Below are 21897 nucleotides of genomic sequence, written 5' to 3'. Positions count from 1 at the left end.
GAAAGGGTGTCATCTGATGAAAGTTGCACAAAATATAGCGGAGCTGATTGGCGATACACCGCTTGTTAAATTACAGCGGCTTCAGCCAGAAAATGCGGCGGCTGTTTACTTAAAGCTAGAATCATTTAATCCGAGCGGAAGTGTAAAAGACCGCGCGGCTTACAATATGCTCATCGAAGCAGAAAAACAAGGGAAGCTCACAAAAGGAGCAACCATTATTGAGCCTACGAGCGGGAATACAGGGATTGGTTTAGCCATGAATGCTGCCGCAAGAGGCTACAAAGCCATCCTTGTCATGCCTGATACGATGACAAAGGAAAGAATCAATATTTTGAAGGCATACGGGGCGCAGGTCGTCTTAACCCCAGGAGAAGAAAAAATGCCAGGCTGCATCCGAAAGGCTGAGGAACTGGCTGCTCAAATTCCTCATAGCTTTATTCCTATGCAATTTGACAACAGGGCGAACCCAGATGCACATAGAGGAACAACAGCAGTCGAAATCATGGAAGCTGTGAAACAACTTGGACAGCCTCTTGGAGCCTTTGTCGCAACAGCTGGGACTGGAGGTACTATTACTGGAACTGGAGAGGAATTAAAGAAGGCCTTTCCTCATTTGACCATCCGTGTGGCAGAGCCGAAGGGATCTCCTGTCTTATCTGGCGGGAAACCCGGGAAACATAAGCTCGTTGGCACAAGCCCAGGATTTATCCCCCATATTTTAAACGAGCACGTCTATGATGACATCGTGCAGGTAAGTGACGAAGACGCTTATCACATCACACGGCAGCTCGCTAAGCTTGAAGGAATTTTAGTAGGCCCATCCTCTGGGGCGGCTTGCTATGCAGCCATTGAAACAGCCAAGCAATTGCCGGCAGATCAAATCGTGATCTGTATGACAGCAGATACGGGCGAACGTTACTTATCAAGTGATGTTTTTCAAGATTAAAAAAGGAACAGGGCGATGAATCCCTGTTCCTTTTTCTTCGTTTCATGGTTAAGGTGCTTTGACAGATTGCACCTCAGCCTGCTCCCCTGTGACGAGTAAAGCCTGTTCATCAGTAAGCGGGCATAAATCAAGCGTCTGCTGATACTTCTCCATAATTAGCTGCGCAGCCTCGCCTAAATAGGTATTGTGCATATGCGGTACTGGATAGCAGCTTATTTCATTGAAACCTTGAAATGATGAAAGCTCCGGTGCCTTCTTTTGATCATCCATCAGAGAGATAAATTCAATGCTTGGCGCCATAATGATACTCCCCGCAGATTCTCCGATGTACAGCTTGCCGTTGTTGATTTCTTCTTTCAACACGTTATCGAGACGATGCTTTCTTAATTCCTGCAATAAATAAAAAGTGTTGCCTCCTGAAACGTAGATCACATCATTTTGTTTGATCATCTGCGCGATCTCTTCAGCGGACTGTTCATCTATCTGCACAGTCTCAAGCTGCATCCCTAATTGCTGAAAGGCTTCCTTCGCTGCCTCCACATAGTGCGTGACTTCTTCTACAGCACTTGCCGTTGGAAAGAAAGTCACGCACTTCCCTTTTAAAGATTCACCGGCAAAGTCAGATAAGAGAGAATAACTGTCTTTGAATGAAGAGCTTAAGAACATTTTTTTCACTGTGAATCCCCTCTTCTCTTTTACTATTTTGCTAATTCATACATAGCTTGTGCATATAGAGCGGCTGCTCTTAGTAAGTCATCGATTTCGATATATTCATCCTTCTGATGGGCGCAGTCAGGTCTGCCAGGAAATAGAGGTCCAAAGGCAACGCCAGCTTCTAAAGATCTCGCATACGTTCCTCCCCCAATGGCAATCAGATTAGCAGGGTCTCCCGTTTGTTCCTCATATACCCGCTGCAAGGTTTTCACAAGCGGATGATCTTTTGAGACGTGATGCGGAGGGCTGTCTTCGAATTTTAGAAGAGACGCCCCTTTGATGCTTTCAATTCCTTTTTTGACGTCCTTGCCGTCTGCTGTTACTGGATAGCGGACATTTAACCCTAGCTTTGCTTCCTCATTTTGTTTATAGCGGATTGTCCCAACATTCAACGTCAAATCTCCACTAATATCATCTTTGCAAGCAATTCCCAGCTTTTGTCCTCTTGTATCTTGATCAAATAAAGCGTTGATTTGGGAAGTAAAGGCAAGTCCCTGCTCATCTAATTCGTGTCCGCATAAGAAATTTGCCATATGAATGCCCGCATTTGTCCCATGCGCCGGCTCCATGGCATGAACGGATACCCCTTTTAATGTAAAATGCAGTCCATCCGCTGTGTTCTTTACGTCGCCAGATAATTGATGATCAGCTAGATAGGCTTCGAAGGCTGTTTTTAATGGTTCAGCATCGTGCTCCTGTGCAGCAGTCACAGTAGCAGCTGCCTCATCTGGTACCATATTGAGCCTCATACCCGATGTAAATTGCTTCAGCGTATAGCGCGGATGATTCGCTGTTTGTTGATATGTAAATGACAGGGTGGCATCAATGATCCCTTTTTCCGCATGAATAATCGGAAAATCAGCATCTGGTGCAAATCCAATTTGCGGCATCGCCTCATGCTTGAAATAATGGTCCACACAACGCCAATCACTTTCTTCATCTGTTCCAATGATCATTCGGATTTTTTTCGACAGCTGCAGACCAGAATCTTTTAAGATTTTCAGCGCATAGAATGCCGCCATGGTTGGGCCTTTATCATCAATAGCCCCGCGTGCAAAGATTTTATTTTCTCTGATGTCAGCTGAAAATGGCGGGGTTGTCCAGCCATCACCAGCAGGCACCACGTCCACATGGCACAGCACACCTACAATGTCTTCGCCTTCCCCATATTCAATATGACCCGCATAGCCATCGACATTCTTGACTGTGAAGCCCTCGTCTTCCCCTTTTTTCAGCACATACTGAAGGGCATCGTCGACTTTTTCACCAAATGGCTTTCCTTCTTTGCCGCCTTCTTCATCAAGGACACTTTCAATTTGTAAAAAAGATTGTGTGTCCTTAATCAAGTCGTCTTTTTTTCGTATCACTTCAGCTTCCCAATTCATTTTTTCCATTCCTCCTTGAAAAAAGGTTGCAATCCACCCTTAAAACGAATATTATATTAATTGTTTTGTAATAATGTTCGTAAATGGAGGATTTTATGTTTCAGTTAAAAGAAAATCAAACCAACATAAAGAAAGAAATCATCGCAGGTATGACGACATTTTTTACCATGGTCTATATTGTTGCCGTCAACCCGGGAATTCTTTCAAAAGCAGGCATTCCTTTTGACCAAGTCTTTACTGCAACAATCATCGCTGCTGTCGTCGGTACGCTCTGGATGGCACTTTTTGCAAACTATCCGATTGCCATTGCACCAGGCATGGGGCTGAATGTCTATTTCACATTTACCGTTGTCGGCGGTGGCGGCATCAGCTATCAAACAGCGTTTAGTGCGGTATTTGTTGCTGGTATACTCTTTATTATTTTATCGTTAACATCCCTTAGAAAACAACTGATTCAAGCCATTCCAGATAATTTAAAGTACGGTATTACAGCAGGAATCGGGCTTTTCATTGCGTTCATCGGCCTCCGTCAGTCTGGAATCATCGCTGCTGATCCAGAAAACCTTGTGAAGCTTGGCAATTTAAACTCGCCTGTTGTCATTTTAACTCTTGTCGGCTTAATGATTTCGGTTATTTTAATGGTTCTTCAAATAAATGGTGCACTGTTTATCGGCATGTTAGCGACCACATTGATTGCACTCGCAACAGGCCAGCTTCATTTCCCTAAAATGCTGATGGACATTCCTGCACTGCCTGAAGGCATGCTGATTACAAATCCAATTGCTGCATTTGGTGACGTGTTCTCTCATCATTTGTATGCTGTCGTCTTCTCCTTCTTACTGGTGACGATTTTTGATACAACAGGCACTATGATTGGCGTTGCCGAACAAGCCGGATTAATGAAAAATGGCCAGCTGCCAAAAGTGCGCAGAGCCCTGCTCGCTGACTCTGCTGCAACAACGGTTGGTTCTATGTTTGGTACAAGCCCAACCACTGCTTATATTGAGTCATCATCAGGAGTTGCTGCTGGTGGAAGAACGGGGCTGACTTCTTTAACGGTCGCTGCACTGTTTATTGTGGCATTATTTTTTGGCCCGCTCGTTCAAGCGATTTCTTCTTTACCATCCATCACATCACCTGTTTTAATCATTGTTGGCTGCTTGATGATGAACTCAGTGTCACGCATTCGCTGGAACGAATTAGACGAAGCATTCCCTGCTTTTCTTGTCATTCTTTCGATGCCGCTGACTTCTAGTATCTCTACAGGGATTTCACTTGGATTTATTTCATATCCGCTTGTGAAATTGGCGAAAGGGAAATGGAGAGAAGTACATGTGCTTGTTCTCATCTTTGCGGTCTTATTTTTCATTCAGCTCTTTTTCTTAGAAGGATAACAGAAACAAAAAAGGCACATCCTAACATGGAATGTGTCTTTTTGCCTTTACTGAATTTTTTATTTTGTAAATTTTCTGTGTTTATTTTTGGACGTTTGGAATTGTTAGCTTCTTTCGTATCCCCTATGATAATTGGGTTGTAACCGGATTCAAATCATGATATATACCATATTTTATTTCATGAAGACAAGTTTAAAAACACGTAAAGTTGACTTTTTGGTGGAACTAGATGCATAATAACGTGTATAATAGAATAAAACATTAACAAACACGAACATTTACCATTGTTGCATGTCCTTATTTCGCAGTTTTAGTGTAGTAAGTTGTGGTTAGTCAAGTCCATCCGATCTTATTGATAGGGAGTGGTTTTTTGAAACCTTCAACAAACCGTATGATGACTCGAATCAAATCAGTCTATATGTTCATTCAAGAGAAAGGTCTTGTGACGACACAAGAACTGGTTGATGAATTCGGGATCACACCTAGAACCATTCAAAGAGACTTAAACGTGCTTGCCTATAACGATCTTGTTCATAGTCCAAGCAGAGGCAAATGGGAAACAACAAGAAAAAAAGTAAAAATATCATCTTAAGCGTATAATGAATTGTCCATATAACAAAAAGAACCGGCGATATGCCGGTTCTTTTCTTTTGTTCTTATGTTATTCACGATTCATTAAGCTGTCTAATTCTTCATCCGTCAATTCACGGTACTCTCCAGGTGCTAGATCTTCATCTAATGAGACAGCCCCCATCGAGAGCCTTTTTAAAAAGATCACTTCATTTCCCACTGCTTGCGCCATCAGCTTCACTTGATGGTACTTCCCTTCAGTAATCGTCAAACGGATGCGTGTATCTTCATCTTCATTCGCATCTACTTCAACCTTCGCCGGCTTCGTGTGATAATCATCTAAGATGACAACGCCCTCTTCAAGACGCTTGATGTCTTGATCGCCTAAAGGATACTTCAAATGAACTTCGTACGTTTTCGGCACATGCTTTTTTGGAGAAAGTAATTGATGAGCAAGCTGTCCATCATTTGTGAGGAGAAGGAGACCGACCGTATCCTTATCCAGTCTCCCCACAGGGAATGGCTCCCTTGCAATATCCTCCGGCTCAAGTAAATCGACAACCGTTTCATCACGTAGATCTTCAGTTGCTGAGATCACCCCGTCAGGCTTATTCATCATTAAGTAAATGAATTCTTTATACTCTACACGCTCTCCATGTACGAGCACTTCATCTTTTGATGGGTCAACATGATCTTTCACCTGCTTCGCCACTTCTCCATTCACTGTGACAGCCCGGGCCTTGACAAGCTTTTTTACATCTTTTCTTGAACCAAAGCCGCTGTTAGCAAGCAATTTATCAAGCCTCATGAATATCTACCTCTTTTTAACTCTTTTTTCTTAAAAAATTCGGCATACGGCTGCCAAGTACACGCTCTAGTAATCCCACCTTATAAGATAAGAACATATACACACCGCCGCCAGTGATCATGGAAATCAAAATGACGATACCCGCTTGTACAATTCCACCTTCATAAGAAATCACTTGGCTCACAAGCTGACATGTCACATAAGCCACCACAGCCATGATCGTTGTTAAAATGCCAATCAGAATAAAACGTTTGAAAATTCTGCGGAACGAATAGCCGGCATGGCGTTTAATCATGATAAACATATACAAGATGGACGCACTGTAGCCTAATGCTGTTGCCAGTACAGAACCATTTCCTTGCAGCCAGCTGATCAGCGGGATGTTTAGAACCGTTTTAATAATGATCCCTAACAAAAGACTGACGATAGCAAATTTTTGTTTGTTGATCCCTTGCAGAATCGCTGCATTAATGGTGAATAATGAAAACAATAATGCAACAGGTGCATACCAGAACAAAATGGAGATCCCAATCTCAGGGTGAACTGATGGATAGAAAAACCAATAAACCGGTCCAGCTAGTGCCGAGATACCAAATGAAGCAGGCAGCACGAAAAATAAAATGATCTGCATCGTCTGATCAATTTGTCTATTGAGCAGCTTGTAATTACGTGCTGTAAATGATTCCGTTATTGTCGGAATCAAGGTTAAGCCAAACGCTGTTGCAAGTGACACAGGAATCATCACGAGCTTCGGTAAATATAACGTCACAATGGACAATACCGCTGTACTAATATCCTGATGTCCTGATGCAATCATGGCTCTATTAATTGTGTTTGTATCAATATAAGAATAAATTGGAATCGCAAGTCCAACAAATACATACGGCGCCGCATAGCTAAACAGCTCTGTAAACATTTGCTTATAAGATAAATCAGAGTGAGTGCCTGTATTCGGCTGCATGGATAAGAGCCGGTCCTTCCGCTTCAGCCAATATAAATAAAGCGTGAATAAACCGCCAAATGCACCGATCAGTGCGGCAAATGTTGCATACCCGACAGCAATAACAAGCCCGCCGTCAAGCACTTTTAAAATAATAAACGTCGCCGTTAATAGGAAGATGATTCTGACAAGTTGTTCAATCACTTGGGAAACAGCTGTTGGTCCCATCATGGAGTGTCCTTGGAAGAACCCGCGTACAAGACTCATGATCGGCACAACTAAAAGGCCTAAGCTGACCATTCGAATCACATATACTACTTGATCGACAGTCAAACCACCTGTTTCATTTGATCCGCCAAGCTGAATCTTGGCAAAAATCGGTGCGGACAAATATAAAATAGAAAAGGCGATAATCCCGGTGACAAGCATGACCGACATACCCGCCCTGAACATTTTTCTTGTTGTCTCATAATCGCCGATTGCATTATATTTGGAAACAAATTTTGATACCGCTGTTGGAAAACCAAGCGTAGCAATACTTAAAAAGATCGTATACTGATTGTATCCATATTGGAATAGCGCTCCACCAGTTGCTCCAACCATAGCGCTAAATGGAATTAAATAAATCATACCTAGAATACGAGAGAGATACGTCCCTATCGTTAAAACCAACGTACCACGAAGCAGTTTATTAGACATGCGCTTAACCACCATTTTTCTAATGAATATTCAACTTAACTATTTTACCACATCATTTCAACACACAGGTAACAAATCCAATACTGAAGTCACAAAACCAATCAATTCATATTTCAGCCTTCCCTAATCTTCGTTATAATAGAAAAATGACTGAAAGTAGAAAGAGGAATGTAACATGAAACATTATGATGTCATTGTCATTGGCGGCGGACCTTCTGGACTGATGGCCGCGATTGCATCAGCAGAGCACGGCGCGACTGTTCTGTTAATTGACAAAGGAAACAAACTTGGCAGAAAGCTGGCCATTTCTGGCGGCGGACGCTGTAACGTCACCAATCGCCTTCCAGTAGAAGAAATCATCAAACATATTCCCGGAAACGGACGTTTTCTATATAGTGCATTTTCTGAGTTCAACAACGAGGATATTATTTCGTTTTTTGAAAACCTTGGCATTGAACTAAAAGAAGAAGACCATGGACGTATGTTCCCTGTCTCAAACAAAGCACAATCTGTTGTGGATGCCCTTCTAGACAGGCTTCGCGCCCTCAATGTCACCATTCGAACGAACGAAAAGATTAAAACGGTTCTGTATCAAGACGGACAAGCAGCTGGAATTGTTACAAATAATGATGAAAAAATTTCAAGTAAGGCTGTCGTCATCGCTGTAGGCGGGAAAAGTGTACCGCATACCGGCTCTACTGGTGACGGCTATGCATGGGCAGAAGCAGCCGGTCATACAATTACAGAGCTCTTCCCAACAGAAGTACCGGTCACATCAGATGAACGATTTATTAAAGAAAAAGTGCTTCAAGGTCTTTCTTTAAGAAGTGTGGCTGTCAGTGTTTTAAATAAAAAAGGGAAACCCGTCGTCACGCATGTCATGGATATGATCTTTACTCACTTTGGTTTATCAGGTCCAGCTGTTCTTAGATGCAGCGGATTTGTTGTAAAAGAATTAAAAAAGCAGCCGGCAGTCCGCCTGCAAATAGACTTATACCCGAAGCTGAATGACGAGGAGCTGTTCCAAAAGCTTCATCGAGACCTAAAAGATGAACCGAAAAAAGCCATTAAAAACGTCCTCAAGTCTTGGATGCAAGAACGCTATTTATTGTTTCTGTTAGAACGGAACGGTATTGATCCTCAAGACACATTTTCTGGTCTAGCCAAAGATAAACTGCGTGCATTTGCCCATGATTGCAAACATTTTATTGTTCATGCAAATGGGACGCTATCCTTGGACAAAGCGTTTGTGACAGGGGGCGGAGTTTCTGTGAAGGAAATTGAACCGAAGAAAATGGCGTCTAAAAAAATGCGCGGTCTTTATTTCTGCGGAGAAATTCTAGACATTCACGGCTACACAGGCGGATACAATATCACGTCAGCACTTGTGACAGGCAGACTTGCCGGCATGAATGCTGCACTAGAAGCAAAGGAGAGAGATCAATGATCAGACGCGCACTACCAATTGTTCTTGCGGTCGTTATCAGTTTAACAGCCGCTGTTTTCTTGAATCTGTCCATTACCCCGTTAAAAGTTGCCATTGTTTTGGCGTTTACCATTTTCGCAGTATGTTTAAAAGAATATGTCTACCGTCTTCGCAAACGAATTGAGGAAAAATCGTCTTCACATATCGATAGTTGATAAATGGAAGCAAAACATGTTACGGTAAAGTGGAGGTCGAGTGAGAAGCTCGCCTCTTTTTGTTTGAAATAAGTTGAGTTAGGGGATATTAAGCAAAGTCCTCAACTTAAACGTGTAGAACAACAGGAGAGTGAGATGGTGTGAAAAAAGTATCAAGTGTATTTTGGATTGTGATTGCGATCACATTTGTTGCCGTGATGTGGGGAGCATTTTCTCCAGACACATTGCAAAATGTCACAGATCAAATTCAAACATACATTACAAATGACTTTGGCTGGTATTACTTGTTAGTGGTATCACTGCTTGTCGGCTTTTGTCTATTCTTTATCTTTAGCCCAATCGGTAAGATTACGCTAGGAAAACCGGGGGAAGAGCCTGAATTTGGTCTATTTTCTTGGTTTGCTATGCTATTTAGTGCCGGTATGGGAATTGGTCTTGTTTTTTACGGAGCAGCTGAACCGATCAGCCATTATGCTATTCAGTCACCAACAGGGGAGACTGAAACTGCGCAGGCCTTCCGCGATTCCCTTCGCTATACATTTTTCCACTGGGGGCTTCATGCATGGGCTATTTATGCCATTGTTGCACTTTGCATTGCTTACTTTAAATTTAGAAAAGATGCCCCTGGCTTAATCAGTGCAACGCTGCAGCCCGTTTTAGGAAATAAAATTCACGGATGGATCGGTAAAACCATCGATTGTATTGCGGTATTTGCAACTGTGGTTGGTGTTGCAACAAGCCTAGGATTAGGCGCGGCACAAATAAATGGCGGATTGAATTATCTTTTTCATATTCCAATTGCCTTTAGCACACAATTGATCATTATCATCATTGTGACGGTGCTTTTCCTTGCATCTGCTTTAAGCGGGATTGGAAAAGGCATTAAATACTTAAGTAATATCAACATGGTATTAGCAGCTGTTCTGATGTTTTTCTTACTTTTGGCAGGTCCAACTGTTTTTATCTTAAATTCATTTACTGACTCGATTGGGCAATACTTATCCAATGTCGTTCAAATGAGCTTCCGTCTATCTCCAAATGATCCTGAAAAGAGAGAATGGATCAATGGATGGACGATCTTTTATTGGGCATGGTGGATTTCTTGGGCACCATTTGTCGGGATCTTTATCGCTAGAGTGTCACGTGGACGAACGATTCGGGAATTTTTAGTGGGTGTCTTAGTTGCTCCTTCTATCCTAGTCTTCCTATGGTTCTCGATTTTCGGTGTATCTGCGATGGATTTACAGCAAAAGAATATTGTCGATGTTGCAGGTCTTTCAACTGAAACGATGCTCTTCGGTGTACTGAATGAATATCCGCTGGCGATGATTACATCGATACTGGCGCTCATTTTAATCGCCGTATTCTTTATTACATCGGCTGATTCAGCTACATTTGTGCTTGGAATGCAGACAACCTACGGATCATTGAACCCTTCTGGCAGTGTCAAAGTCAGCTGGGGCATTATCCAATCGGCTGTTGCTGCTGTGCTTTTATTTTCAGGGGGACTTGAAGCCTTGCAAAATACAGCCAAGCTCGCAGCCTTGCCGTTCTCCGTTGTCATCATATTGATGATTGTCTCGCTGTATAAATCACTAAATGATGAACGAAGAGCTATTAAACAAGCCAATCAAGTCACTAAACCACGAAGTCCAAGAGTAAAAAAAGCATAATCGCAAGCGAGAAAAAAGCCGTTCCATCCGAACGGCTTTTTTCTATATATACAATTTAAGATTGTCGCAAGCTTAAGGATTCCTTTAAAATAGTGATGAATGATCACTTTCTACATAATGGAGGTTTATATGACGTTACCTACGTTCAAGTACAACCCAGACCCAGTTTCGTTAAACGTGATTAAAAAAGAGCATACAACATGTCCTGTTTGTGAGAAAGAAAGAGATTATGTGTACCATGGTCCTTTTTATACTGTGGAAAATGTGGAGGGAATTTGCCCTTGGTGCATTAAAGATGGATCAGCTGCTAAAAAATACGATGGAACTTTTCAAGACGATGCGAGCTGTGATGACGTCGATCAAGAGGATTATATCGATGAGCTGATCTTCAGAACGCCAGGCTATCGCGGATGGCAGCAGGAATATTGGTTAAGTCATTGCGGAGATTTTTGCGCAATCGTCCAGTATGTCGGCTGGAAAGAGATTGAACATCTAGAGGAAGAACTCGCCGAGGATATCGAAGACATTTGCAGCGGAGAAGGATTAACAAAAGAGAACCTAAAGAAATGGCTCGTCAACGGAAGAGACTTACAAGGCTACCTCTTTCAATGTGTTCACTGCAACAAGCATCGTTTATATATTGACGCCAGCTAACCAAAGAAATAGGACCCTTCAAGCAGGTCCTTTTTTGATGCCGTCTATTTTTTATATAAAATGAGTGCAGAAAAACAGTAGAGCTGTTCCCCTCCTTGCTCACAGATCACCGCTACATTGTACTTGATGTCAATGATTTGGTCGTCATCCATTCCTTTTAAAAAATGATTGATTTCGCTCTGCAAATCCTTCTCATGTTCTTCATCAAATACAGCTACCTTTAGCACCTATGCCACTCTCCCTTCTCTCGCTACTCTATCTTTATGCACAGAGAGAGAGGCATATGAACAAAAAACCTTTCATCGTTAAGATGAAAGGCCTTCTTTTACAGCTTCGGTTTTGTTTCTCCTGTCCAAGCAAGCATCCCGCCAACGACATTGGTCGCTTGGTAGCCTTGATCTTCTAGGTAATAGCAGACATTTTCACTACGTTTACCAGAGCGGCAAATAATATAATATTCCTGCGTTTGATCGAATGCATCCAGCTTCTCAGGGATATCACCCATTCGAATGTGGATTGCTTCCGGGATCATGCCTTCTGCTACCTCTTCATCCTCACGTACATCGACAAGCTGAATGGCGTCTTCCTGCTCTAGTTTTTGTTTTAATTCTTCTATTGAAATTTCTTTCACTGACACGACTCTCATCTCTCCTTTTCATCACGGTGACACCATTATAGCAAATGATTCACTTCACTGCGTATTCACCCGCTTCGATTGAAGGAAAGACGGCAGCCGCTTCTTCACTTCGACTGTCTCGTGCTCACTTTCAAACTCTACCTTTTTAAAGACTTGATAGGCAAGCCACATATGACCGTAGGCGAGTATGCTCACGCTGAAAAACGGCACGATTCCTGGTAAATAAGCAAACAGAACAAACAGCACAGCCGAGAAAACAAGCATAGAGAGTGTATACTGCAAGTATGAGATACCGAGTAGAAGAGAGAATTTCAAATAGAGACGTTTTTTCCAATCGTAATGAGCAAGCAGCGGAAAAATATAAAATAAGCTCACAATAAACAGAAAACCGAAAATATATATAGCAAAGCGAAGCACATGTAAGAGCCAGCTCGTCGGATAGATATAAGCAAGGTCGACATAAATAATCGTTCCAATGATGAATAGTACCACTCCAATGATGTTAGAGCGTACAAACTCCTCTCGGTATATCTTCCAAAAAGTGCGGAATACATTGACTTGCTCATGCCCTTGAATCCACTTTCTCATCACAGAAAATAACGCAGTGGTCGCAGGCATCAAGCCAAATACGCCAAGCCCCAGGATGGTGAACAAAAGCCATAACAAATTCGTATAGGCGAGTCTCATCACCCACTCACACATCCTCAGCATTCTGCTCATTGAACCATCATGATCCATCTCTTTCCCCTCCTCTCTTTCTCTTTACACCGTCTCTTTATGAAACAATTCATCGATTTCAATTGGGCGCTTTTCTGTAACAGAGCGCCACATGCCTTCCCCAAGAGCAATCGAATAAGCTCCAGCCTCTGCTCCTGCTAAGATGTCATAGTGAATCAAGGGATCTTTTCCTATAAATAAATCAGCCAATAGCAAAGGATCTCCGCCGCCATGTCCGCCTGGCTGCTTCACGACTTCAATCGTCTCCTTTGATCCAAACATCGGGTAATAAGAAATTGTTTGTTCTGGGAATTGAAAAGGAATTCTTGATGGTACATGAAACTCATTTGTTTCAATACGCCCCTTCGTCCCATTAATAGCCAGACGATAGCCTTCATATGGGGCTGAGAATTGAATCGAATAGCTGAGCAAAGCCCCTTGGTCATAAGCAACTGACGCCACATATGTATCCTCAATATCAATTTCCTGATCAAAAATGCAGGCATCCGGGCGATAATTTGAGTACTGCTGCGTTTGCTCCTGACCGGATTCAATATGGTCGTCCTCCACCTTCGAGCGCTCAACCCGCGGGTTCCACCTTGCTTCATAATGACATATATCCTTCACATGACATGTTCCACAAAATCTATTTTCCTCCCCCTGCAAGGGATTCCAAGGGCTTTCACTGCCGTAATAGTTCAGTGCCCCGTAGGCAAATACTTGCTTCGGTTTTTGATCAATCCACCAGTTGACCAGATCAAAATGATGCGTCGACTTATGAATGGACAGTCCGCCAGAAAATTGACGTGTGCGGTTCCACCTTTTGAAATAACTAGCACCATGATACGTATCAATGAGCCAGCTCAGTTCAACAGAAGTGACCCTTCCAATTTTCCCGTCTAAAATAAGTTCTTTTACCTTTCGATGGAAAGGGTTGTAGCGATAATTAAAAGTGACCGTGACCTTCCCTTTACTTTCCGCCTCTTTTTCCATCACTTTTTTGGCGTCTTTTGCTGTTGTCACCATCGGCTTTTCAGTGATGACATCAAGATCATGGTCAAGTGCCTGCATGATATATGTGACATGTGTGTCATCCCTGCCTGCCACAATGACGATATCTGGTTTTGCTTCTTTGACCATCTGATCAAATGCATCTTCATGAAAAAACGAAACGCCCCGGAGTGATGGAAAACGCTCCTGACAAAGTGTATACCGCTGATGATCTATATCTAGGAGCCCAGTAATCCGATAATGTTCATTGAAATCCTCTGTGAGCGGTTTAATAAACATATTAAATGCACGATGACTCAGCCCGCATACCACGACCCGTTTCACATTCCCCACCCCATTTTTTATTGGTTTTCACGAAGCTGTTTCATGAGAGACAGTGCCTCTTTCGACTTGTCAGCATACACGGGAATGAAAGCAACCATATCTCGGTGTAATTGAAAGGTATAGCCGTTGAGCTTTTTCGTTCCTTTATTGATTTGAACCGCATAATCGACCGTTTTCCCTGTCTTTTTGTCCTCGACCGTATATGGTCCTGCTGCTTGATCACTTATTTTCATCTCTTCCAGCAGCTGAAAGCTTTCAGGATCATCATACGTTCTAAACATTTCTTCTGGGACAAGCATCACGTCCCCCTCTTTTGAGGTAATTTCAACAAGAAGCTTTTCAGGAATCGCCGGAAAGATGTGGACGCTATAAGTCTCTTGTTTCGGCTGAAAAGCCTTTTCTACTAATTGATCCTTCATTCCCTTTGACATATCAGAAAAAATCAGAACATCGATCCCGTTTGTTTTCTCCTGACAGGCAGATAAACAAAGAGCAGCGATGAAACTGATGAGCCATAAGGCGGCTCTTTTTTGCCTCCTCATGCCTTTTGAAAAACAGACAGCTTTTCTAGCTCAGTTAACGCCATAATAAAAGCGCCTGCCCCGTGCAAGTCATTTGTGCTCCGCTCTCTTCCAACGTAATAATCATAAAATCCCGCAGATGTTCCAATACAAATATCATTGATGGTAAAATCACCATTCTCTTTCTCAGCCGTCTTATGCTGAATCAAGCCTTGATATGCTTTGACCACATGATCAACATAACGGAGGCTCACATACCCTTCATTCATGGCCTTTGCCATGGCATACATGAATAAACACGATCCCGAGCTTTCGAGCCAATTGTCACTGTGATTTCCTTTATCAATGATTTGATGCCAGAGACCTGTCTTTTGATCCTGATACTTTGCCACACTTTCCAGCATGTCTGTCAGCGTTTTCTTCCACACCTTCCGCCTTTCATGCTGCTCTGGCAGATCCTCGATCATATCTGCTAATGCAAGGACATACCAGCCAAACGATCTTGCCCAAAACTCGGGAGAACAGCCGGTCTTTTGATCAGCCCATGGCATCGTTTTTCGTTCATCCCACGCGTGATAATACAGACCTGTATGTTCATCTTTCGTATGCTTTCTCATGAGATGCTCTTGATGGATGACCATATCCACTAGTGACTCTTCACCTTTAAGCTGAGCATACTTTAAGGCAAAAGGACCGCCCATGTAGAGACCATCGAGCCACATTTGATAAGCATAATTGTCTTTATGCCAAAATCCGCCCTCAGATGTGCGATTTAGCGTACGATAAAGTCCGCGCAGCTTCTCGGCTGCCAGCACATACCGCTTCTCTCTCGTTCGTTCGTAAAGAGGGAATAAAATGAGTCCTGCTTGAATGGCATCAAGCTCATCCCTGCGAAATAACAGATTTCCGTACTCATCAATGAGGGAGTCCGCATAGTTTTTCACATAATCGAAATACGCCTCGTTCCCCGTTGCCTCATATAGCTTCATGACACCGCAAAGGAAAACGCCTTGATGATAATGCCACCTTCCAGCTGGCGGCAGCTCAATCGGTATATACGCTTTCATAATGGTTTGTGCTAATTTCTCTGCATGCTCAAGCGGTGATCCCTTTTCAATCGATAATGTCATTTTTCCTCATCTCCCTTTTTAATAAATACCTTCTTCCCCGAATTTCTTCGCTAAACGGTTTGCCATCATGACCAAAATAAGCCCAACGGCTGCTTTAAATAAACCAACAGCGGTACTATAGCTGAATTGTCCCTGCTTAAGACCTGCTGTATAGACGTACGTATCAAAAATCTCCGCTACTTCCCGATTCGTTGCGTTCAGTAATAGATAGACATGCTCAAAGCCAAGCTCAAGCGTATCACCGATTTTTAAAATAAGCAGAACCACAATGACACTTTTAATGGCAGGAAGTGTGATGTGCCACATTTGTCTCAGTCTCCCGGCCCCATCCATTTTTGCTGCTTCATATAGCTGCGGATCTACCGCTGTAATCGCCGCAAGGTAAATGATCGTCGACCACCCTGCTTCCCGCCAAATCACTTGTAAAATGTACATCGGTCTAAACCATTCCTGACTTAGAAGGAAGTTAATCTTTTCTCCTCCAAAGAAAGCAATCAATTCATTAATTAAACCGCCATCTACTGTTAACAAAACAAAAGATAAGGACACGACAATCACCCATGACATGAAGTGAGGGATATAAATCATCGTCTGTACAAATTTCTTAAACAAGGCCAATCTCACTTCGTTTAAAAGAAGGGCTAATAAGATCGGAATTGGAAAGAAAATCACGACATTCATGGCAAATAAAATCAGCGTATTTTTTAATAAGATGAAAAATGTTGGTTCTGTAAACAATCGAATAAAGTGTTTGAAGCCAACCCACTCACTGCCAAGAATGCCGAGAAACGGCTGGTAATCTTGAAAGGCAATGATGAGCCCCCACATTGGCACATATTTAAAAACAATAAAATAAATGAGCCCCGGCAAAATCATTAAATACAAAAACTTTTGACTTAGCAATTGATTAAGTAAGCGCTTTCTTTTTTCACTTTTCAAATCTGCCGCAGGCACACCCTTGGCAGTCACATCCTCTGTTTTCATTGATAAAGCCTCCCCTCGTGCTAATGCATGAGTTAACTGTATCTTAAGGATGAAAAATCCGTCTACAATCATATCAACAGATCATATTTTCATAGGTGGTGCTACTCAAAACGTTACATAAAACATAAGAAAATGATCCTAATCTCAGAAAATGATTATTGACAAACCTACCAGATTTTTGGATTAATAAATTAAGGGGAAAAGATTGTTTCGTTTGAAATGGGGGGTTTTATGAAAAGAAGGCAGTATAAATTTTATTACAAGCTAGTGACGTTTTTTTTCATACTTAGTACGATTCCTGTTATCATTGTTGGCATTTTTTCTTATCAGCATTCGCAAAAAACAGCGCTTGAAAATATCTCAAATGAAAAACTCGACAGCGTCAAACAAACGCAATCCAATATTGAGCATATTTTAAAAACTGTTGATCATTCTCTCACTCACTATGTCAGTTCGCCGCCTCTCCTTCAAACACTGGCAGAACCTTTAAATCCAGACCAATTCCAGCTTTATAATCAAGTACAGCAGGAACTGAATTACCTGCAAACCTTTGACACCGATCTTTCCAATATTACACTCGTCAGTAAAATGGAAGACTGGTACATGAACAATTTGGGGCTTTATCATGTCACAAGCGAAGACCAAGAAAAAGCGCTGACCTCTTACCTCAATATACCAAGTCACTCCAGCTGGGCACTTGAAGAGAATAATCCACTTGTTGCGACAAAAGAAGGAAAAGCATCCTTTTGTAAGTACAATGTGAATTTAATCAAACAACTGCCTATGAACAGCGTTCAAAAAAAGGGAATCGCTGTCGCCAGCATTCCAAGCTGCGTGATAGCTGATAACATGCCTGACTTCTCTCAATCGGATAGCATGTTTGTCATCGATACAAACGGAAAAGTGCTGCTACATAATCGCAAAGAACAAATTGGGGAATCGATGAAACATCAAGATTTCGTCAAGCATGTGCTCTCACTTGAAAAACGATCAGGGCAATTTGATATGAAGATCGACGAACTCAACTATCAAATCACATTTCAAAAATCAGATTATAATGAATGGACGTACCTATCCTTTGTTTCTATTCCAGAGCTTAAACAGCAAACGAAATCAATTGGGTGGATTACCTTTATCATCTGCACTATTTTGTTAGCGCTTTCATTACTATTTTCATGGTTTGGTTCCAGACACTTTTATAAACCAATCCGCTTATTATACGAGTCATTTGCACGCAATGAATCATTTTTGCAAAAACAGCCTTTTCAAAATGAATTTGAGTTGATTGAATCAAGTATTAAACAAATGAAAGATCAAAACAATGATTTAGAGGAACGGATTGAGCAGCAAGTGACACACTTGCAGCAATACTTTATGGTACGGCTGCTGCTTGGAAAGCTGACAGATGAAGAAGTAAACAACCGGTTCCAAAGCTTAGGCTTTCCGCAAGGCTGGTCTCATTTGTCCATGCTTGTGACCCAAATCGATACATTAAAAGGAACACCTTATGAAAAAAAAGATGCTGACTTGCTTTTATTTGCGATCAATGGACTGATCGAGCAGATTATTCCGCAAGAGGAGCACCTTCAGCCAACCGTTGTCAATCAGCATCAAACAACGATTATCCTCAACCACTCAAAGTCAGATGAAGAGTTTACTGAATATTTAAACCAATTAGCAGAAACCATTCAGCAGCGTATCGAGGAAGAGCTCGGTTTATCGATCAGCATCGGAATCAGCCGTCAGTTTAAGGAGCTTACAATGGCAAAACACGCTTACATTGAAGGGAAAGAAGCCTTAAAATACAGACTCAAAGCAGAGAAAAAGTCTATTATCTTATATGAGCATATTCAGCAAGGAAAGACGTTCAAAACCCATTTTCCAAAGCAGCTGCAGCATGATTTATTTGATGCGATGAAAGCTGGCGATCAAGGCAAAGCGGATCACTATTTGCATGTACTCCTGCAATCCATTTTCTCTAAAAATGCAGGACCGCACGAATACCATATCGCCCTCGCTCGTTTTTTAAACAATTTAATCGAGCTGATGCATTTGCTGGGCATTGAATTATTTGAGGTCGAAGATAACAAAATGCTCTATGATACGATTTTTGAATTTAAAACCTTTGAAGATACGGAAGCATGGCTGAAACATGAAATCATTCGGCCAATTATTGACAAGCTTGCTGCACGTGAAGACTCACAATACAAAAACATCTCAGAAAAAATCATCCATATCATTCATCAAGAATTCGACTCAGATCTCACATTGGATGAAATCGCCACACGCCTGCATTACAATCCAAATTATTTAAGCAGTATTTTCAGAAAGGAAATGGATATCTCCTTTAGTGAATATCTCTCTTCCTACAGACACCATGTCGCTAAAAATTGGCTTGTAGAAACCGATATGTCCGTCAAGGAAATTTCGGAAAAACTGAAATATAAAAACCCGCAAAATTTCATCCGATCCTTTAAAAAGCTGGAAGGTACAACTCCTGGGAAATACCGCGACCAGAAAAAAGGCTCGTAAGACAAAGAGTCCCGCTCTCACAAGAAAGCGGGACTCTTTTATTTAAACTGTTCATTTAAGATGCTGTCTTCCAGCACAGAAAGCGGCTCTCCATACACACGTTCAATATGAGCTGCTCCCCAATCGCATAGCGCATTGAGAATTCTTTCGAGCGACTGTCCGTATTCACTTAATTCATATTCCACTTTAGGCGGCACCTGTTCATACACAATCCGGTTAATGACCCCGTCACTTTCAAGCTCTCTCAGCTGCTGCGTGAGCATTTTTTGTGTGATGTTTGGCATGAGCCGCTTCAATTCACTCGTACGTTTTTTCCCATGTGTCAAATGACATAAAATCACACACTTCCACTTCCCGCCAATGACCTCAAGTGTTGCTTCCACAGAGATATTATATTTTTTCTTTTCCATCGAATGTTCACTCCTCTTTGTACGAACAGGCACTTTTTAGTACCTATATTACAAAAAAGTACGTACTTTTTTTTTCGTCATCTATGTTAGATAATAACTCTTGCCGATCGGCTTCGTCTATCAAAATGTCATCACAGAAGGATGTGAACTTACTTATGAAGAAAAAGCAAAACCATTTTGCTCTTCTCGCACTAGCGATTAGTGCTTTTGCTATAGGAACAACTGAGTTCATTAGTGTCGGTCTTTTGCCAATGATCTCAGAGGACTTTGGAGTGAGCGTCAGTCAGGCGGGCTGGACTGTCTCTTTATATGCACTTGGTGTGACATTTGGTGCGCCTATTTTGACTTCCCTTACTTCCACGATGAAAAGAAAGACATTGCTTTTGCTCATTATGCTCGTCTTTTTGATTGGTAATACACTTGCCACCATTGCCCCGACTTTTTCAGTACTGTTAATCGGTCGGGTGATTTCAGCTTTATCCCATGGAATCTTCATGTCCATCGGTTCTACGATTGCTGCAAGCCTTGTCGTGAAAGAAAAACGGGCAAGCGCGATTGCCTTTATGTTCACTGGTTTAACAGTAGCGACTGTGACAGGTGTGCCATTCGGGACATTTCTTGGTCACGAGCTCGGCTGGCGGACATCATTTGGTGTGATTGTGATCATTGGCCTGATCGCACTGATATCCAACTATTTTCTTGTTCCGTCTCAATTAAAGCAAGGTGTGAAAACATCTTTTAAAGATCAAGCTGTCCTATTAAAAACAAAAAGAATCTTGCTTTTATTTGTCATTACAGCCACAGGGTATGGAGGAACCTTTGTCGTCTTCACGTATTTATCTCCTCTCTTGCAGCATGTGACAGGTCTTGCGCCTGGGGCTGTGGCCTTGATTCTTCTTTTATACGGAATCACGATCGCAGCCGGAAATGTCATTGGCGGAAAAGCTGCTAATGAACAGCCCATAAAAGCACTGATCTATATGTTTATCATCCAAAGCATCATCTTGTTTATCCTTAGCTTCACTGCAGGATTCACAGTGTTAGGCATTGGAACCGTCATGCTGATGGGGCTGTTTGCTTTCATGAATGTGCCTGGGCTGCAAGTAGCCGTCGTTGATTTTGCAGAAAGATACACACCTGGAGCGGTCGACGTCGCATCTGCTATGAATATCGCTGCCTTTAATGCCGGTATTGCCATTGGCTCATTTTTAGGCGGCATCGTGACAGATACACTTGGTCTTGTGCATACAGGCTGGGTCGGCGGCATCATGGTCCTAATCGCAGCCATTCTTACGATGATCAGTTATCAAATGGAACAAAAAGAACAAATACAAACCATTTAAAGGAGTTTTTATGATGGAACATTTACAAAGTACAAAAACATTAAACAATGGGGTCCGCATGCCAGGCTTTGGCCTTGGTGTATTCAAGGTGGAAGATGGAGCTGAATTAGTTGATGCTGTCAAAACAGCCATTCAATTAGGCTATCGCAGTATTGATACAGCAGCTATTTATGGAAATGAAGAAGGTGTTGGACGAGGCATACAGCTTGGTTTAGCAGAAACAGGACTGCGCCGCGAGGATATCTTTGTCACATCAAAAGTGTGGAATGCTGATTTAGGATATGAATCTACTCTAAATGCATACGAAGAAAGCTTAAAAAAGCTTCAGCTTGACTACCTTGATCTGTATTTAATCCATTGGCCGGTTGAAGGAAAATACAAAGAAGCTTGGCGTGCACTGGAAACCTTGTATCGTGAAGGAAAGGTCAGAGCCATCGGAGTGAGCAACTTCCAGCCGCATCACCTAGACGAGCTATTAAAAGATGCAGACATCAAACCAGCGATCAATCAAGTGGAGTTTCACCCAAAGCTTACGCAGGAAACACTCTCTACGTATTTAAACTCTCACGGCATTCAAATGGAAGCTTGGTCACCGCTGATGCAGGGTGAACTGCTGCATCACCCGCTGATCACAGAGCTTGCAGACACATATGATAAAACACCTGCTCAAATTATTTTGCGCTGGGATGTACAAAAAGGTGTCATCACCATCCCAAAATCAACGAAAGCACATCGTTTAAAGGAAAACGCTGATATATTTGATTTTGTCTTATCTGATGAAGATATGAAACGTCTTTCTGACTTAAATGAAAACAAACGTATCGGTCCAGATCCAGACAACTTCGACTTTTAATGAAAACACCC

22 protein-coding genes are annotated in these 21897 nt (G+C 42.1%); 10 read left to right on the top strand and 12 right to left on the bottom strand.

All coding sequences use genetic code 11. The features are described 5' to 3' along the window. Positions 1-13: 13 nt before the first annotated feature. Positions 14-946, top strand: a complete 933-nt coding sequence (gene cysK / locus MHI60_RS12810; protein ID WP_162842503.1) for a cysteine synthase A — start codon at positions 14-16, stop codon at positions 944-946. Positions 947-994: 48 nt separating this feature from the next. On the opposite strand, the gene MHI60_RS12805 is transcribed toward cysK, so the two are convergent. Both MHI60_RS12805 and pepV read right to left on the bottom strand, forming a co-directional pair. Then, positions 995-1621: a Type 1 glutamine amidotransferase-like domain-containing protein gene (locus MHI60_RS12805; RefSeq protein ID WP_111291845.1), complete on the bottom strand. Its 627-nt coding sequence runs from the start codon at positions 1619-1621 to the stop codon at positions 995-997. Between the two features lie 23 nt (positions 1622-1644). Then, the gene (pepV, locus tag MHI60_RS12800; protein WP_144484989.1) at positions 1645-3045 is read right to left on the bottom strand and encodes a dipeptidase PepV; all 1401 of its coding nucleotides are present in this window, start codon (positions 3043-3045) and stop codon (positions 1645-1647) included. A 95-nt stretch (positions 3046-3140) separates the two neighbouring features. Here pepV and MHI60_RS12795 point away from each other — a divergent pair, with 95 nt between their 5' ends. Together MHI60_RS12795 and MHI60_RS12790 are read left to right on the top strand one after the other, a co-directional pair. Then, positions 3141-4439, top strand: a complete 1299-nt coding sequence (locus MHI60_RS12795) for an NCS2 family permease (RefSeq protein ID WP_095409320.1) — start codon at positions 3141-3143, stop codon at positions 4437-4439. 370 nt (positions 4440-4809) lie between these two features. Further along, a complete protein-coding gene (locus MHI60_RS12790; RefSeq protein WP_008356419.1) occupies positions 4810-5031 on the top strand; it encodes a DeoR family transcriptional regulator in 222 nt (73 codons plus the stop codon). A gap of 69 nt (positions 5032-5100) precedes the next feature. On the opposite strand, the gene MHI60_RS12785 is transcribed toward MHI60_RS12790, so the two are convergent. Together MHI60_RS12785 and MHI60_RS12780 are read right to left on the bottom strand one after the other, a co-directional pair. Next, positions 5101-5817 (bottom strand): pseudouridine synthase, encoded by a 717-nt coding sequence (locus MHI60_RS12785; RefSeq protein WP_144484991.1) that lies wholly within the window; start codon positions 5815-5817, stop codon positions 5101-5103. Between the two features lie 16 nt (positions 5818-5833). Then, positions 5834-7456 (bottom strand): polysaccharide biosynthesis protein, encoded by a 1623-nt coding sequence (locus tag MHI60_RS12780; protein WP_144484993.1) that lies wholly within the window; start codon positions 7454-7456, stop codon positions 5834-5836. Between the two features lie 175 nt (positions 7457-7631). Between MHI60_RS12780 and MHI60_RS12775 the strand changes: the two genes are divergently transcribed. From MHI60_RS12775 to MHI60_RS12760, 4 genes are all read left to right on the top strand, one after another. Beyond that, the gene (locus tag MHI60_RS12775) at positions 7632-8903 is read left to right on the top strand and encodes an NAD(P)/FAD-dependent oxidoreductase (RefSeq protein ID WP_144484995.1); all 1272 of its coding nucleotides are present in this window, start codon (positions 7632-7634) and stop codon (positions 8901-8903) included. Further along, positions 8900-9097 carry a hypothetical protein gene (locus MHI60_RS12770; RefSeq protein ID WP_095409324.1) on the top strand — a complete coding sequence of 66 codons (198 nt, stop codon included), beginning with the start codon at positions 8900-8902 and terminating at the stop codon, positions 9095-9097. Before MHI60_RS12775 ends, MHI60_RS12770 begins: the two co-directional genes overlap by 4 nt. Positions 9098-9294: 197 nt before the next feature. Beyond that, the gene (locus MHI60_RS12765; protein ID WP_241503561.1) at positions 9295-10770 is read left to right on the top strand and encodes a BCCT family transporter; all 1476 of its coding nucleotides are present in this window, start codon (positions 9295-9297) and stop codon (positions 10768-10770) included. 129 nt (positions 10771-10899) lie between these two features. After that, a complete protein-coding gene (locus MHI60_RS12760) occupies positions 10900-11424 on the top strand; it encodes a CbrC family protein (RefSeq protein ID WP_144484997.1) in 525 nt (174 codons plus the stop codon). A gap of 44 nt (positions 11425-11468) precedes the next feature. Here the strand turns inward: MHI60_RS12760 and MHI60_RS12755 are convergent, their stop codons facing one another. The 7 genes from MHI60_RS12755 to MHI60_RS12725 form a co-directional block, all read right to left on the bottom strand. Further along, entirely contained in the window at positions 11469-11651 is a 183-nt protein-coding gene (locus MHI60_RS12755) for a sporulation protein Cse60 (protein ID WP_024424881.1), read from the bottom strand. Positions 11652-11749: 98 nt separating this feature from the next. Continuing rightward, complete coding sequence (locus tag MHI60_RS12750; protein ID WP_024424882.1) at positions 11750-12061, bottom strand: rhodanese-like domain-containing protein; 312 nt, start codon at positions 12059-12061, stop codon at positions 11750-11752. 54 nt (positions 12062-12115) lie between these two features. Beyond that, complete coding sequence (locus MHI60_RS12745) at positions 12116-12799, bottom strand: YesL family protein (RefSeq protein ID WP_144471436.1); 684 nt, start codon at positions 12797-12799, stop codon at positions 12116-12118. Positions 12800-12823: 24 nt separating this feature from the next. Continuing rightward, a complete protein-coding gene (locus MHI60_RS12740; protein WP_095409328.1) occupies positions 12824-14113 on the bottom strand; it encodes a Gfo/Idh/MocA family oxidoreductase in 1290 nt (429 codons plus the stop codon). Between the two features lie 17 nt (positions 14114-14130). Beyond that, on the bottom strand, positions 14131-14655 hold the full coding sequence (locus MHI60_RS12735; protein WP_095409329.1) for a lipoprotein YteS: 525 nt from the start codon (positions 14653-14655) through the stop codon (positions 14131-14133). Beyond that, the gene (locus MHI60_RS12730) at positions 14652-15764 is read right to left on the bottom strand and encodes a glycoside hydrolase family 105 protein (protein WP_144484999.1); all 1113 of its coding nucleotides are present in this window, start codon (positions 15762-15764) and stop codon (positions 14652-14654) included. The genes MHI60_RS12735 and MHI60_RS12730 overlap by 4 nt, the downstream gene beginning before the upstream one ends. Positions 15765-15782: 18 nt before the next feature. After that, complete coding sequence (locus tag MHI60_RS12725; RefSeq protein WP_095409331.1) at positions 15783-16748, bottom strand: sugar ABC transporter permease; 966 nt, start codon at positions 16746-16748, stop codon at positions 15783-15785. A 231-nt stretch (positions 16749-16979) separates the two neighbouring features. Between MHI60_RS12725 and MHI60_RS12720 the strand changes: the two genes are divergently transcribed. Beyond that, on the top strand, positions 16980-19280 hold the full coding sequence (locus tag MHI60_RS12720) for a helix-turn-helix domain-containing protein (protein ID WP_144485001.1): 2301 nt from the start codon (positions 16980-16982) through the stop codon (positions 19278-19280). 38 nt (positions 19281-19318) lie between these two features. On the opposite strand, the gene MHI60_RS12715 is transcribed toward MHI60_RS12720, so the two are convergent. Beyond that, a complete protein-coding gene (locus tag MHI60_RS12715) occupies positions 19319-19690 on the bottom strand; it encodes a winged helix-turn-helix transcriptional regulator (RefSeq protein WP_003217763.1) in 372 nt (123 codons plus the stop codon). Positions 19691-19845: 155 nt separating this feature from the next. Between MHI60_RS12715 and MHI60_RS12710 the strand changes: the two genes are divergently transcribed. Then, positions 19846-21033, top strand: a complete 1188-nt coding sequence (locus MHI60_RS12710) for an MFS transporter (protein ID WP_205184217.1) — start codon at positions 19846-19848, stop codon at positions 21031-21033. 10 nt (positions 21034-21043) lie between these two features. After that, positions 21044-21886, top strand: coding sequence for an aldo/keto reductase (locus MHI60_RS12705; protein WP_186437310.1), 843 nt, complete (start codon positions 21044-21046; stop codon positions 21884-21886). Positions 21887-21897: the final 11 nt, after the last annotated feature.

This window comes from Bacillus sp. FSL K6-3200 (assembly GCF_038630485.1).
Classification (GTDB): Bacteria; Bacillota; Bacilli; order Bacillales; family Bacillaceae; genus Bacillus; species Bacillus safensis.
The sequence above is the reverse complement of the archived record's forward strand: the minus strand, read 5'-3'. Positions and strand labels throughout refer to the sequence as shown.

What these genes read in the sequence shown, in the direction of transcription:
- MHI60_RS12785 (WP_144484991.1), bottom strand. Translation starts at nt 5,817, where the DNA reads ATGAGGCTTGATAAATTGCTTGCTAACAGCGGCTTTGGTTCAAGAAAA.
- MHI60_RS12775 (WP_144484995.1), top strand. Translation starts at nt 7,632, where the DNA reads ATGAAACATTATGATGTCATTGTCATTGGCGGCGGACCTTCTGGACTG.
- MHI60_RS12760 (WP_144484997.1), top strand. Translation starts at nt 10,900, where the DNA reads ATGACGTTACCTACGTTCAAGTACAACCCAGACCCAGTTTCGTTAAAC.
- MHI60_RS12795 (WP_095409320.1), top strand. Translation starts at nt 3,141, where the DNA reads ATGTTTCAGTTAAAAGAAAATCAAACCAACATAAAGAAAGAAATCATC.
- MHI60_RS12720 (WP_144485001.1), top strand. Translation starts at nt 16,980, where the DNA reads ATGAAAAGAAGGCAGTATAAATTTTATTACAAGCTAGTGACGTTTTTT.
- MHI60_RS12730 (WP_144484999.1), bottom strand. Translation starts at nt 15,764, where the DNA reads ATGACATTATCGATTGAAAAGGGATCACCGCTTGAGCATGCAGAGAAA.
- MHI60_RS12770 (WP_095409324.1), top strand. Translation starts at nt 8,900, where the DNA reads ATGATCAGACGCGCACTACCAATTGTTCTTGCGGTCGTTATCAGTTTA.
- MHI60_RS12780 (WP_144484993.1), bottom strand. Translation starts at nt 7,456, where the DNA reads ATGTCTAATAAACTGCTTCGTGGTACGTTGGTTTTAACGATAGGGACG.
- MHI60_RS12715 (WP_003217763.1), bottom strand. Translation starts at nt 19,690, where the DNA reads ATGGAAAAGAAAAAATATAATATCTCTGTGGAAGCAACACTTGAGGTC.
- MHI60_RS12735 (WP_095409329.1), bottom strand. Translation starts at nt 14,655, where the DNA reads ATGAGGAGGCAAAAAAGAGCCGCCTTATGGCTCATCAGTTTCATCGCT.
- MHI60_RS12765 (WP_241503561.1), top strand. Translation starts at nt 9,295, where the DNA reads ATGTGGGGAGCATTTTCTCCAGACACATTGCAAAATGTCACAGATCAA.
- pepV (WP_144484989.1), bottom strand. Translation starts at nt 3,045, where the DNA reads ATGAATTGGGAAGCTGAAGTGATACGAAAAAAAGACGACTTGATTAAG.
- MHI60_RS12705 (WP_186437310.1), top strand. Translation starts at nt 21,044, where the DNA reads ATGATGGAACATTTACAAAGTACAAAAACATTAAACAATGGGGTCCGC.
- MHI60_RS12710 (WP_205184217.1), top strand. Translation starts at nt 19,846, where the DNA reads ATGAAGAAAAAGCAAAACCATTTTGCTCTTCTCGCACTAGCGATTAGT.
- MHI60_RS12745 (WP_144471436.1), bottom strand. Translation starts at nt 12,799, where the DNA reads ATGGATCATGATGGTTCAATGAGCAGAATGCTGAGGATGTGTGAGTGG.
- MHI60_RS12725 (WP_095409331.1), bottom strand. Translation starts at nt 16,748, where the DNA reads ATGAAAACAGAGGATGTGACTGCCAAGGGTGTGCCTGCGGCAGATTTG.